Below are 12,846 nucleotides of genomic sequence, written 5' to 3' on the forward strand. Positions count from 1 at the left end.
ACGGAGCTTCGCCATGACACGCCCCCATCACCCCACCACCGGGCCCATCGACCGCGATGCCGACCTGCAGCGCATCGATGAGGCCTTGGCCACATTGGAAACCGTCACCGAGGCCTGGCTTGAGCATCATCGTCTGAAGGCCTGCCAGCCAGGCCTGCTGCTGTCGTTGAACCGGCTGCTTGACCTGACCAGTCTCGCCAAGGGCTATGCCAGTGCGTTGCGGGTGATTGCCGAACCCTGAGAGGCGGATGGAGGAGCATCCACGCATGGCGTGGATCTACCGCATCACGCACACGGATGGACCCGCACCATATGTGGGTGCGCTATGGCGCTTCCCAGTAGATCCACGCCATGCGTGGATGACCCACTCGATCAGCTCAGATGCTTGCGCCGTGCATGGATCCACGGCACCGCAAGCGCGCCGATGGCGCCACCGGCAAAGCCCAGCGAGGCGGCGACAGTGGCCGCTTCGACTGCCCCGGGCAACGCCAGTGCGGCCGTGACCAGCAGCAGCGACGGCAGGCCGACGAAGGTGCCCAGGAAGAACGGCCAGCGCGGCGACCAGGTGTTGAGCTGCAGCAGGCTGACCGGCTGCCACGCTTCGGACGACGCATCTTCGGCGATCTTCGCCACCACTCTGCCCAGATCCACTTCCGGCAGCAGCTTGCCCGGACGGGCGGCGGCAATCGCCTCGGCCACGGCCTCGACGGGCGGGAAGCTGCCCGGCCACGCCACAGGTGCCGGCACGCCATAGGCGGTCAGCAGCGGCACGCTCAGCCATGGCGCCACCAGCGGGCGCAGCCTGCGCCGCCCATGCACACACCAGATCTGTGGCTGGCCGTGTGCGGTCACGCTGTACAACGCCAGCTCGCTCGGCGGCGGGTAGCCCAGCATGGTCACCCGGGCCGCCAGGCTGTCCTGGTCCATCGCACGCAGGAAGCCGGGGCGGCTGCGCCCTTCCTGCATCCAGGCCAGGCCAAGCGCGCCGACCAGATAGGCCTCGGCGACATCCTTGCTGCCCGCGTTGGCGCGGTCGTCGCTGGCCAGGTACCAGGCCAGTGACTTCGGTTCGGGCACGTCGGCCAGGCCCCAGCGACTGTCGTCGCCCAGCACATGGCGCACCGGCAGGCGGGCGGGTGCGGTTTCACCACGCTCAGCGGGCTGCAGGAACGGCAGCACGCCCTGCACGAAACTGGACAGGTCGATCGCACGTACGCCGTTGCCGTGCCATTCCGGCGGCAGCAGGCCGGCCAGCTGTCCCTCGGCGGCGAGTCGATCCAACCGCGCCTTCTGTTCCACCAGCTTCTGCACCGCGCCCTTCAGCACCACGTTGTCGGGCAGGGCGATCTGCGGCAGCCGATGCCGCGGCGGTGCCAACTCCAGCGTGTCTTCGCCGGTGCCGGCGTCATCCAGCAGGGCTTCCTGCGCAGGCAGGCTCACGCCATCGGGTGCCTCTCCTTCGGCCAACGGGCTGGAAGGTTCGGGCAGGCGTTCGGCGTGGTCGCTGTGCATGGGCGCTCCGGTCGCGCCGGGTGGCGCAGTGAGGTCCTTGCCATTAACGGCCGAAGGGTAATGATCTGTAGATCCACGCCACGCGTGGATGTGCGGGCAGCGGGCGGGAGGCGCCGGGCGCTACCGGTCAGGCGCCCACTGCTTGAGGAACGCCATCACACGTGCGGTCTGCACGGTCTTGCCCTTGCGCATCGCTTCGCTGGGCTGCGGCGCCAGCAGGGTGCCGTCGGCGTCGATCACCAGCAGGCGCGGGTACTCGCCTTCGAACGGCGGGAACTGGCCCAGGAAGGCCGCGTTCGGGTTCTCGGTGCTGTTGTTGACCTTCACCCACACGTAGTGGGCATCACGGAAGCGGCGCAGATCGCCATTGCCTTCCACGGCTTCATCCAGCGCATGGCAGGGCTCGCACGCGGCGTTGCCCACTTCCAGGAGGATGCGCTTGTTGCCGCGCTGGGCTTCGACCTTGGCGGTTTCCAGGTCGGCAGCGGGGTCGCGGGCGGGGTCGAACTGCGCGCCAAGCCCGGCAATGGCGGCGATGTCGGCCGCCGCCGGGGTGTTGCCCGAGGCCACCGGTTCGCTGGGGTCAGCGACCGGTGGCTCGGTGGGGCGGGTATCGAGGGGCTGCGTGGGTTCGGGGGCCGCGGGAGGTTGAGGCTGCGAACAGGCGCCGATCAGCGCCGCACACACCACTGCCACCATTGCACCACCGAACGTTGTACGCATGCCCACTACCCTCTCATTACTTCACGCCATGCATCAGCTTGTTGATCAGCGGCGCGACCAGGAACAGGACCACACCCGAACCGATCAAGGCCCAGAACCCGAAGGTATACCCCTTCAGGGCCGATTCGACCGTCATGCCACCTTCACCGCTGACCGCACCGGCGAAGATGCCCGACAGGTTGTTGCCGATGCCGGTGGACAGGAACCAGCCGCCCATGCCGAAACCGACCAGGCGCACCGGGGCCAGCTTGGTCACCATCGACAGGCCGATCGGCGACAGGCACAGCTCACCGACGGACTGGATGACGTAGACCATGAACAGGGTCCAGAACGGGATCTTGCCGTCCACGACCATGGTCGACAGGGCGAACATCAGCAGGGCGAAGGCCGCGCCGTTGAACAGCAGGCCGAGGCCGAACTTGCGCGGGATGGACGGATTGGCGCGGCCCAGGGCCACCCAGATCCAGGCGATGATCGGCGCCAGGGTGATGATCGCCACCGAGTTGACCGACTGGAACCACGCGGTCGGGAAGGTCCACTCACCCAGCTGGCGGTTGACGATGTTCTCGGCCAGGAAGGTGAAGGAGCTGCCGGCCTGTTCGAAGAACATCCAGAACATGACGTTGAAGGCGAAGATGATCAGCATGGCGATCACGCGGTCGCGCTGCACCTTGCCCTCGCGGATGCCTTCCACCAGCAGCAGCACGGCCAGGGCAGCGAACATCACGCCAAGGATCCAGGCCAGTGCGGTGGCGCCGGTGGCGAGCAGGAAGTAGGCCACCGGAATGGCGAACAGCGAACCGACCAGCACCATGACGATGCGGCCGAAGCCTTCGGCACCGGCCGGCGGTGCACCGATGCCCTTCAGGCCGGCACGACCGATGTAGAACCACACCAGCGAGATCAGCATGCCCACGCCGGAAGCGATGAACACGACCTTGTAGGACGGCATTTCCGAGGTGCCGAAGACCTTGCGGGCCAGGTACTCGGTCAGCACCGGAGCGATCATCGCGCCGATGTTGATGCCCATGTAGAAGATGGTGAAGCCCGAGTCGCGGCGTTCGTCCTTCAGGCCGTACAGCTTGCCGACCATGGTCGAGATGTTGGGCTTGAACAGACCGTTGCCGACGATGATCGTGGCCAGGCCGAGCTTGAAGATGTGCTCCTGCGGCAGCGAGATCATGAACAGGCCGACGGCCATGATGATCGCGCCGGTCAGGATCGAGCGCTGGTAACCCAGCACGCGGTCGGCCACGTAACCGCCGAAGATCGCCGCGGCGTACACCAGCGCCAGGTAGGCGCCGTAGATGCGGCTGGCGTCGCCTTCACCGGCGGCGTTGCCGTTGTAGAACTGGGCAACGATGTACAGCACCAACGCCCAGCGGATGCCGTAGAACGCAAAGCGCTCCCAGAACTCGGTCATGAACAGCATCCACAACGGGCGCGGGTGGCCCATCGTGGTGTTGAAGTCCGGCAGCGCCGGCTCTGGGGTGTTCGCAGTGGCGTTTACGCTCATGCGGAATTCCTGGTTCGGTGGATGGAGGCACGTCCGATGTGCGGTGAAGCAACGCGCGAGGATCACCGACTTCTGGCGTTCACGTCAAATACACGCCGTTTGAGGCAGGTCGCAGCCTGCTCGCTGAACTTGCATCTGAAACGATCCAGCCAGCCGCGGGCGGCCAAGCTGAATGGGGATCAGGCCAGATCCGGCGGGGGCGCGGCCTGCAGGGTGGTGCGTACCTGGAACAATTCAGGGAAGAAGGTCAGTTCCAACGCCTTGGCCAGGAAGCCCACGCCGGACGAGCCGCCGGTGCCGCGCTTGAAGCCGATGACCCGCATCACGGTGCGCATGTGGCGGAACCGCCACAGCTGGAAGGCGGTTTCCAGGTCCACCAGGTCCTCGCACAGCGCGTACTCGCGCCAGTAGCGGTCGGTGTCCTGGTAGATGCGTTCGAAGACCGGCTGCAGGCTGTCGTCGGCCACGTGTGGCTGGGTCCAGTCGTGCGCCTCGTACACCGCCGGCACGGCGTGGCCGAAGCGGGCCAGATACTTCAGGAATTCCTCGTACAGGCTCGGCGCCTCCAGCACGGTGCGCAGCTGCGCCTGCCCGGCCGTGTCGTGCTCGAACACCTGCAGCATCTGCGCGTTCTTGTTGCCCAGCAGGAACTCGATGTAGCGGTACTGCAGCGACTGGAAGCCCGAGGACGGACCCAGCACGTCGCGGAAGCCCATGTACTCGGACGGGGTGAGCGTTTCCAGCACCGACCACTGCTCGGTCAGCTGGCGCAGCACCTGCTTGCTGCGCGCCAGTACCTTGCGGCACTGCCAGACCTCATCGCGCTGCAGGAAGCCGATCGCCGCACCCAGCTCGTGGCCCAGCAGCTTCAACCACAGCTCGGAGGTCTGGTGCTGGATGATGAAGAGCATCTCGTCGTGATGCGGCGGGTTGGACAGCGGCTGCTGCGCGCTGAGCAGCTGGTCCAGCCGCAGGTAGCCGCCGTAGGTCAGCCGCCCCTGCAGATCGGTGTGGATACCGGCTTCGAGATCGCGTTGGTTGTTGTCGACGGACATGGGCGGGACCAGATCGGGGGCGGCAAGGGTAGCGCGTTGCCGCCGCGCTGGCAGCCGTGATGACCGTACCGGGGCGTGCGGTAGGGCTGTGGAACGGTGGTTGCGCGTGGAACCGTTTGCGCCGTTCTACTGGCGCTCAGCCCAGCGTCGTTTGTGATGCTTTGCAGCAATGGCTGAATACGTTGAAGTTATTGGCATCATGCGCCCGGAAGGGGGTACAAAGGCCGGTGGGCCGTGCTGCGCCGCAGGACGGCTTTTTCGTACGCATTCCTTAACATGGCGATTCATATCATTTGTAACTTCTCTGTCGAAGGTGCAGTACGCAATGACGGTTGCCGCTGAGTTCAAGATCGAATACCTGCAGTATCTGGACACGGACGGCACGCTCGTCCGCGATGACCTGCCCGAAGCCCTGCGCGACCCACGCGCGTTGCTGCCGATGTTCAAGCAGATGCTGTTCGTGCGCGTGTTCGACGGCAAGTCGATCGCGCTGCAGCGCACCGGCAAGCTGGGCACCTACGCCGCATGCCTCGGCCACGAAGCCGCGCATGTGGGCATCGGCGCCTCGATGCAGAAGGACGACGTGTTCGCACCGTCCTACCGCGAGTACGGCGCGATGTTCATGCGTGGCGTGCGCCCGCACGACGTGCTGATGTACTGGGGCGGCGACGAGCGCGGCAACGACTACGGCGGCAATGCCGCCAAGGACTTCCCGTTCTGCGTGCCGATTTCCACCCAGTGCCTGCACGCCGCAGGCGCTGCGCTGAAGTTCAAGCTCAACAAGGAACCGCAGATCGCGGTGGCCGTATGCGGCGACGGTGGCAGTTCCAAGACCGACTTCTACGCGGCCTTGAATTCGGCCGGTGCCTACAAGCTGCCGCTGATCCTGTGCATCGTCAACAACGGCTGGGCCATCTCGGTCCCGCGTTCGGCCCAGACCGGTGCCGAGACGCTGGCACAGAAGGGCCTGGCCGGCGGCCTGCACTGCCTGCAGGTGGACGGCAACGACCTGATCGCGGTGATGGCCGCCATGCTGCAGGCGCGCGAGCGTGCGCTGGCCGGCGACGGCGGCACCGTGCTGGAACTGATGACCTACCGCCTGTCCGACCACACCACCGCCGATGACGCGCGCCGCTACCGCGACGACGCCGAAGTGAAGGATGCCTGGCAGCGCGAGCCGATGTTGCGCCTGCGCAAGTACCTGACCAACGCCGGTGTCTGGAGCGAGGAAGAAGAAGCTGCCTGGACCGCCGAGTGCGGCAAGCGCGTGGACGAGGAAGTGAACCTGTACCTCAACACGCCGGTGCAGCCGGTCGAGGCGATGTTCGATTTCCTCTATGCCGACCCGCCGCAGGACCTGCTGGCCCAGCGCGCCCAGGCAATCGCCCTGGAGCAGCGCCATGGATGAGATCAAGAACGGCGCGTCCAGCGCGCACACCAACGCCGCCGACAGCGCTGCCGTCGCGCGCGGAGAACAGAACATGACCGACACCCCGATCACCCTCATCGAAGCCATCACCCAGGCGCTGGCCTGGGAGCTGGAGCACGACAAGTCGGTGCTGGTGCTGGGCGAAGACGTGGGCGTCAACGGCGGCGTGTTCCGCGCCACCGCCGGCCTGCAGCAGCGCTTCGGCGCCGACCGCATCCTCGACACCCCGTTGGATGAAACCACCATCGCCGGCCTCACCATCGGCCTGGCCGCACAGGGCATGAAGCCGGTGGCCGAAGCCCAGTTCGATGGCTTCATGTACCCGATGGTCGACCACATCATCTGCCACGCCGCGCGCCTGCGTTACCGCACCCGTGGCCGCCTGCACTGCCCGATGGTGCTGCGCGTGCCGTGGGGTGGCGGCATCCGTGCGCCGGAGCACCACAGCGAGGCCAACGAAGCGATCTTCACCAACGTGCCGGGCCTGCGCGTGGTGCTGCCGTCCTCGCCGCAGCGCGCCTATGGCCTGCTGCTGGCCGCGATCCGCGAGCCGGATCCGGTGATCTACATGGAGCCCAAGCGCATCTACCGCCAGTACAAGGAAGTGGTCGTCAATGACGGCGAAGCCCTGCCGCTGGACGTGTGCTTCGTGCTGCGCGATGGCACCGACGTGACCCTGGTGACCTGGGGTGCGCAGGTGAAGGAAGCGCTGGAAGCGGCCGACAAGCTGGCCGGCGAAGGCATCAGTGCCGAAGTCATCGACGTGGCCACGCTGCGTCCGCTGGACTTTGCCACCATCGCCGAGTCGGTGGCCAAGACCGGCCGCTGCGTGATCGTGCAGGAGGCCCCGAAGACCGCGGGCTTCGGCGCGGAAATCGCCGCACGCCTGGCCGAGGAATCGATCTACGACCTGCTGGCTCCGGTCGAGCGCGTTACCGGTTACGACACCCACATTCCGCTGTTCCGCCTGGAGATGAAGTATCTGCCGAGCGTGGAGCGGATCGTGGCGGCGGCCAAGCGCGCGGTGGCGGCAGGCTGACATGCGGGCCCGCCTTCTCGGGGCTTACCGCAGCCAGTATCCCAACCCGCTCCGGTTCCGAACCGGCCAGATCGTCGAAGTAGGTGTACGTGACGAGGAATGGCCGGCGTTTGCCTGGGTGCGCACCAGCGATGGGCGCGCCGGATGGGCACCGGTAGCGTGGTTGCAGCTGTTGGACGATGGTCGCGCCGAAGCCCTGCGCGACTACGACGCCCGCGAGCTGGATGTGGAGAACGGCGAGATGGTCAAGCTTCATCACGAACACGGCGGGTGGTGGTGGTCCGAGCGCGCCAATGGCGCGACGGGCTGGTTGCCTGCCCGCGAACTGGAACTGCTGGAAGAGAACTGCAAATGAGCCAGACCAAGAACTTCAACCTGCCCGACCTGGGCGAAGGCCTGCCGGACGCGACCATCGTCGAGTGGTTCGTAAAGGAAGGCGATGTGATCAAGCTGGACGAGCCGCTGGTCTCGATGGAGACCGCCAAGGCCGTCGTCGAAGTGCCCTCGCCGTTCTCCGGCACGGTGCTGAAGCTGTCCGGCGCTGCCGGCGACATCATCACGACCGGCGCGGTGCTGGCCAGCTTCGCGCTGGACCCGAACCTGCCGCAGCGTGCTGACGGCCAGGACACCGGCCACAGCCACGGCCATGCCGCTCCGGCTGCTGCGGCAGCTCCGACGCCGCCGCCGCTGCCCACCGCAGCCGCCCCGGTGGCTGCTGAAGAAGCCAAGCCGGCTGCCGCCGAGCGTGATGACGCCGGCACCGTGGTCGGCGCGATGCAGAGCTCCAACGCTGTGCATGCCGAACAGGCGCTGGCCGTGGGCGGCGTCAAGGCCGTGCCGGCGGTGCGTGCCACCGCGCGCAAGCTGGGCGTGGACCTGAGCCGCGTACGTGCCACCGGCGCCGATGGCGCGGTGACCATGGCCGACGTCAAGCAGGCCGCCGCCGACGGCAGCGCGAAGATCGGCGCGGCACCGGCAGCGGTTGCTGCACCGGCTGCAGCCGCACCGGCGCCGGCCCAGGTGGCCGCGCCGGTACAGTCCGACGCACGCACCCCGCTGTCTGCTGCCGGCAAGCCGATGCGCACCCAGCCGCCGGGCGTGGTCGCCAAGGGCCAGCCGGAACCGCTGAAGGGCGTGCGCCGCAACATGGCCCGCGTCATGGCCGATGCGCACAGCAAGGTCGTGCCGACCACGCTGAACGACGACGCCGACATCCACGCCTGGCTGCCGGGCAACGACGTCACCGCGCGCCTGGTGCGCTCGATCGTGGTCGCCGCGCAGAAGGTGCCGGCGATGAACGCCTGGTTCGACGGTGAAGCGCTGACCCGCACCCTGCACGCGCAGGTGGACATCGGCATCGCCGTGGATACCGACGACGGCCTGTTCGTGCCGGCCCTGCGCAACGCCGACATGCTCGACGCGCGTGGCATCCGTGAAGGCGTGAACCGTCTGCGCGAGCAGGTGGAAGCGCGTTCGATCGCGGCCTCGGAGCTGAGCGGCTACACCATCTCGCTGTCCAACTTCGGCATGTTCGCCGGCCGCTACGCGACCCCGGTCGTGGTGCCGCCGTGCGTGGCCATCGTCGGTGCCGGCCGTGCCCGCCACCAGATGACCCCGGTGATGGGCGGCGTGGAAGCGCACAAGGTCATTCCGCTGTCGGTGACCTTCGACCACCGCGCCGCCACCGGCGGTGAAGCGGCCCGCTTCCTGCGCGCGATGATGGACGATCTGGCTCTGGCCAGCTGATCGGTAGGTGCCAACCTTGGTTGGCACATGAGTTGAAAAAACGCCGGGCATTGCCCGGCGTTCTTTTGTGCCTGCTGGATCGCGCGCCATCCACGCACGGCGTGGATCTACTGAACGACCTGTCGCTGCGGTGGGCTCGTCGTTGTTCTGCGTCAGGGGAGGATCAATCGCGCGCGACCATGCCCTCGGCGCGGCTGTAGACACGCAGCCGGTGACCATCGGGGTCGACACCGACGAAGGTGTGGCCGAATTCCAGCGTTACCGGCGCCAGGGCGATGCGCACGCCAAGCCCGCGCCACTCGTCGTGCATGCGCTGCACCGTTGCTGCATCTGACACCACCATCGCCAGTTCAGCGGCGCCGGCCTGCGCATCCACCGGCGGCTGCACGCCATCGCGCTGCCACAGGCCGAGTGCGGCGCCATCGCCGAGCAGGAACAGGGCAAAGCCGGGCGACTGTTCGACCGGTGCCGTGCCGAGGATGCCGCTGTAGAAGGTGGCGCTGGTGTCAACGTCGCGCACGTACTGCAGCAGGGTGCTTGGCTTGAACATGAGGAAGCTCCGTGGTTGGGAGCGGTCATGGTGGCCCTGCCCTGCTGACAGATCCTGTCAGCAGCGTCGAGCAGGCTCGACTGCCTTTGCTCTGGCTTTGGTAGATGTCGAGCTTGCTCGACTGCCGTTGCTTCCGCTTTGGTAGATGTCGAGCTTGCTCGACTGCTCTCCGCGCAGAGCAGAAGCGTCGAGCAAGCTCGACATCTACCGAGAGCAAGAAGCAACGACCAGAAGCGGTCGAGCAGGCTCGGCCTCTACCAAAGCGGATACGTCACGAACGGTCCAGCCAATCCGGAGCGATGCCCTGCGCCTTCTGCCAGCGCCGCAACAAGGTCGCGCGTGGCACCAGGTAGTGCTCTTCCAACGCACGCGCATGGCGAATGCGATCCAGGCGGAAATGACGGAAGTCCTCGCGGCCCTCGCACCACGCCGCCAGCATGGGCACTTCATCGAAGTAGCCCAGTGCGAACGGCCAGACCACGCGCTCGGTACGCCGGCCCTGCGCATCTTCATAGGCGAACTGCAGCCGCTGCTGCGTGCCCACCGCTTCGCGCACGGCCTGCAGGCGCGCCGGGGGTACCTTGGCCGTCGTACGCGATGGCCCCACCCGCAGGCCGCTGTCACGCAGCGCCTCGCGTCGCGCCGCCGGCAGCACATGCGCAATGCGCGCCAGGGCATCACGCGCGGCCTCGGCCAGGGCCGGCTCGGTGCGTGCCGCCACCCAGCGCAGGCCCAGCACCAGCGCGTCGATCTCGGCCGGCGGCAAGGTCAGCGGCGGCAGCACATCGCCCGGTTCCAGCTGGTAGCCGACACCGGCTTCCCCGCGCAGGTCGGCGCCCTGCTCGCGCAGCGTTTCAATATCGCGGTACAGCGTACGCAGGCTGATGCCCAGTTCCTCGGCCAGCGCCTGCCCGGCTACCGGACGGCGGTGGCGGCGCAGTACCTGCAGCAGCTGGTTCAGGCGCAGCGCGCGCGACATCAGCCGACCAGATCGCGCGACTGCACCACGTGCTCGCCCGGCTTTGCCGCCAGCGCCGCATCCACCAGCGCGTGGGCAATCACAGGTGCCGGATTGATCCGCCAAGCACGTGGCAACACCGGCCCCAGCACACCCAGCACCTGCAGCGCGAAGTGTTCGCCACGGCGGACCTCCTGCCGCTCACCGCCGATCAGCCCCGGCCGCACCAGCGTCAGCGACGGGAAACCCAACGCGCGCAGGTCGCGCTCCAGCTCGCCTTTGACCCGGCTGTAGAAGATCGACGAACGCGGGCTGGCGCCTGCGGCCGAGTTCAGCGCGAAGGCCTGGGCACCCTGCGCAAGGGCCAGACGGGCGAAGTCCAGCGGGTAATCGTGGTCGATGCGATGGAACGCCTCGCGGCTGCCGGCCTGGGCGATGGTGCTGCCCAGGGCGCAGATCACCGCGTCCACCCGGGCCCAGTCCGGCGCATCGGGCAACCGGGCGAAGTCGAGCACCGGGTTGTGCAGTTTCCCGTGCGGCGCAGCCAGCGGGCGGCGGCTGGGCGCGACCACGGCGCTGCAGCGGGAGTCGGCCAGCAGCTGCGACAGGGCGTGGCCTCCGACCAGTCCCGTCGCCCCCAGCAACATCACACGCATACCCACCTCCACTGCGGCATCCTGTCGCCCATCCTATCGGTTCAAGCCACCGCCGGTTGCGCCGATATGCTGTGACCAGCCCCCCTGCCATCCCAGGATGCGTTCCATGACGGACCAGCCCGACCCCCGCCCTGCCCCCGGCACCGCCATCGGGCCGCCTGCGCGCGTGCGCGCGGTGGTCGATGACGGGCGCGGCGATCGGGTGGTACTGCAGGGCGGTAGCGGCGTGGCGTTGCAGCAGCTGTTTGCCGGGGCCGATGCCCCCGAACCGCTGCTGGCCGCCTTCGCCAATGGCATGGCCACCCTGCCGGGCGAGCTGGGCGACATGGGTGATCGCCTGCAATCAGCACAGGCCAGTGCCGACTGGCCGCGCTATGGCCGGGCGATGCGGCAGCTGATCGATAAATACATCCGCACCATCGACCAGCACTCGCCCGATGGCCAGCCCGACAGCCTGCGCCTGTCCGAGCAGCTGCGGTTGCTGCTGGGCGGCGCGGTGGTCGCGCTGCTGCAGCACGATCCCGACCTGCGCGAGCAGGCGCAGGCGCTGGCCGTACGCCTGCGCCAATGGCAACCGGGCGCGGCACTGGAACCGATCGAACAGGGCGCGCGCGAGCTGGGCCACCAGATCGGCGTGCGCGCCGAAAGCTGGCAGGAACAGCAGGCGTTGTTGCTTGAGTTGTTCGCCCTGCTGCTGGAGAACGTCAGCGAGCTGCTGGATGACCGCAGTTGGCTGCAGGGCCAGATCGCGGCCGTGCGCCAGTTGCTGGCCGGGCCACTGGAAGCCGAATCGGTCGAGCGCACCCGCGCCGAGCTGCGCGAAGTGATCTACAAGCAGGGCCTGCTGCGGCAGGGAATCGACGATTCGAAAGCGGCCATGCGTAGCTTGATGGGCGAGTTCATCGAGCGCATGGATGGCATGGCTGCCAGCACCGGTGAATACCACGACCGCATCGGCAGCTACGCGCTGCAGTTGCGCGAGGCGCGCAGCATCGCCGACCTCAACCACCTGCTGCAGGAAGTGATGCAGGACACCGGCAAAGTGCAGCAGCAGGCGGCGCAAGCGCGCGATCACCTGGCCAGCGCGCGGCAGGAAGTGGAACGCGCCGAACAGCGCATCAACCAGCTGGAACAGGATCTGCGCGCGGCCGGCGATCTGGCGCGTATCGATCCGTTGACCCAGGCCCTGAACCGGCGCGGCCTGGATGAACTGCTGCAGCGCGAGCTGGCCCGCGCCGCACGCAACCACTCGCCGCTCGGACTGGCGGTGATCGACCTGGATGATTTCCACCAGACCAACGACGAACACGGCCATGCCGGCGGCGACGCGCTGCTGCAGCACCTGGTGGCAGTGTGCCGCCTGCTGCTGCGTGCCACCGATGGCATCGCCCGGCTGGGCGGCGACGAGTTCGTGCTGGTGCTTCCCGAAACCCCCGGCGCGGACAGCATGGCCACGGTGCAGCGGCTGCAGCGCTCACTGGCGCATCGCGTGCTGACCCTGCAGGAGCGGCGCATACCCGTGCATTTCAGTGCGGGCCTGGCGCAATGGCAGCCAGGCGACGATGCCGATACGCTGCTGCGACGCGCCGATGACGCGCTGTACGCGGCCAAGCGCCAAGGCAAGAACCGGGTACACGCGGGCTAGCTCGTCGGTGGGCGCCA

The 12,846-nt window shown here is 67.7% G+C and carries 13 protein-coding genes; 6 read left to right on the plus strand and 7 right to left on the minus strand.

The window, feature by feature from the left end:
• Positions 1 to 13 precede the first annotated feature (13 nt).
• Complete coding sequence (locus AC07UW_RS10220) at positions 14 to 241, plus strand: hypothetical protein (RefSeq protein ID WP_033832409.1); 228 nt, start codon at positions 14 to 16, stop codon at positions 239 to 241.
• 131 nt (positions 242 to 372) lie between these two features.
• Here AC07UW_RS10220 and AC07UW_RS10225 read toward each other — a convergent pair whose 3' ends face one another.
• The 4 genes from AC07UW_RS10225 to AC07UW_RS10240 all read right to left on the minus strand — a co-directional run bounded on the left by AC07UW_RS10225 (position 373) and on the right by AC07UW_RS10240 (position 4,806).
• Positions 373 to 1,512 carry a hypothetical protein gene (locus AC07UW_RS10225; protein WP_312108295.1) on the minus strand — a complete coding sequence of 380 codons (1,140 nt, stop codon included), beginning with the start codon at positions 1,510 to 1,512 and terminating at the stop codon, positions 373 to 375.
• 120 nt (positions 1,513 to 1,632) lie between these two features.
• The gene (locus AC07UW_RS10230; RefSeq protein ID WP_495211981.1) at positions 1,633 to 2,235 is read right to left on the minus strand and encodes a thioredoxin family protein; all 603 of its coding nucleotides are present in this window, start codon (positions 2,233 to 2,235) and stop codon (positions 1,633 to 1,635) included.
• 16 nt (positions 2,236 to 2,251) lie between these two features.
• On the minus strand, positions 2,252 to 3,751 hold the full coding sequence (locus tag AC07UW_RS10235) for a peptide MFS transporter (RefSeq protein ID WP_025874587.1): 1,500 nt from the start codon (positions 3,749 to 3,751) through the stop codon (positions 2,252 to 2,254).
• Between the two features lie 179 nt (positions 3,752 to 3,930).
• The gene (locus AC07UW_RS10240) at positions 3,931 to 4,806 is read right to left on the minus strand and encodes a tryptophan 2,3-dioxygenase (RefSeq protein WP_025874586.1); all 876 of its coding nucleotides are present in this window, start codon (positions 4,804 to 4,806) and stop codon (positions 3,931 to 3,933) included.
• Positions 4,807 to 5,131: 325 nt separating this feature from the next.
• On the opposite strand from AC07UW_RS10240, the gene pdhA reads away from it, so the two are divergent.
• The 4 genes from pdhA to AC07UW_RS10260 are packed head-to-tail and all read left to right on the plus strand — an operon-like array spanning position 5,132 to position 9,020.
• Complete coding sequence (gene pdhA, locus AC07UW_RS10245; RefSeq protein WP_032976633.1) at positions 5,132 to 6,214, plus strand: pyruvate dehydrogenase (acetyl-transferring) E1 component subunit alpha; 1,083 nt, start codon at positions 5,132 to 5,134, stop codon at positions 6,212 to 6,214.
• Entirely contained in the window at positions 6,207 to 7,274 is a 1,068-nt protein-coding gene (locus AC07UW_RS10250; RefSeq protein ID WP_025874584.1) for an alpha-ketoacid dehydrogenase subunit beta, read from the plus strand. The genes pdhA and AC07UW_RS10250 overlap by 8 nt, the downstream gene beginning before the upstream one ends.
• Position 7,275: 1 nt before the next feature.
• Positions 7,276 to 7,629 (plus strand): SH3 domain-containing protein, encoded by a 354-nt coding sequence (locus tag AC07UW_RS10255; RefSeq protein WP_025874583.1) that lies wholly within the window; start codon positions 7,276 to 7,278, stop codon positions 7,627 to 7,629.
• Entirely contained in the window at positions 7,626 to 9,020 is a 1,395-nt protein-coding gene (locus AC07UW_RS10260; RefSeq protein ID WP_134833200.1) for a dihydrolipoamide acetyltransferase family protein, read from the plus strand. The genes AC07UW_RS10255 and AC07UW_RS10260 overlap by 4 nt, the downstream gene beginning before the upstream one ends.
• A 163-nt stretch (positions 9,021 to 9,183) precedes the next feature.
• On the opposite strand, the gene AC07UW_RS10265 is transcribed toward AC07UW_RS10260, so the two are convergent.
• The 3 genes from AC07UW_RS10265 to AC07UW_RS10275 form a co-directional block, all read right to left on the minus strand.
• A complete protein-coding gene (locus AC07UW_RS10265) occupies positions 9,184 to 9,570 on the minus strand; it encodes a VOC family protein (RefSeq protein ID WP_495211982.1) in 387 nt (128 codons plus the stop codon).
• 271 nt (positions 9,571 to 9,841) lie between these two features.
• The gene (locus AC07UW_RS10270) at positions 9,842 to 10,549 is read right to left on the minus strand and encodes a helix-turn-helix transcriptional regulator (RefSeq protein ID WP_140228453.1); all 708 of its coding nucleotides are present in this window, start codon (positions 10,547 to 10,549) and stop codon (positions 9,842 to 9,844) included.
• Positions 10,549 to 11,184: an NAD-dependent epimerase/dehydratase family protein gene (locus AC07UW_RS10275; RefSeq protein WP_495211983.1), complete on the minus strand. Its 636-nt coding sequence runs from the start codon at positions 11,182 to 11,184 to the stop codon at positions 10,549 to 10,551. The genes AC07UW_RS10270 and AC07UW_RS10275 overlap by 1 nt, the downstream gene beginning before the upstream one ends.
• 106 nt (positions 11,185 to 11,290) lie before the next feature.
• Here AC07UW_RS10275 and AC07UW_RS10280 point away from each other — a divergent pair, with 106 nt between their 5' ends.
• Complete coding sequence (locus tag AC07UW_RS10280) at positions 11,291 to 12,829, plus strand: GGDEF domain-containing protein (RefSeq protein WP_495211984.1); 1,539 nt, start codon at positions 11,291 to 11,293, stop codon at positions 12,827 to 12,829.
• Positions 12,830 to 12,846 lie beyond the last annotated feature (17 nt).

This window comes from Stenotrophomonas sp. GW821-FHT02D01 (assembly GCF_059421765.1).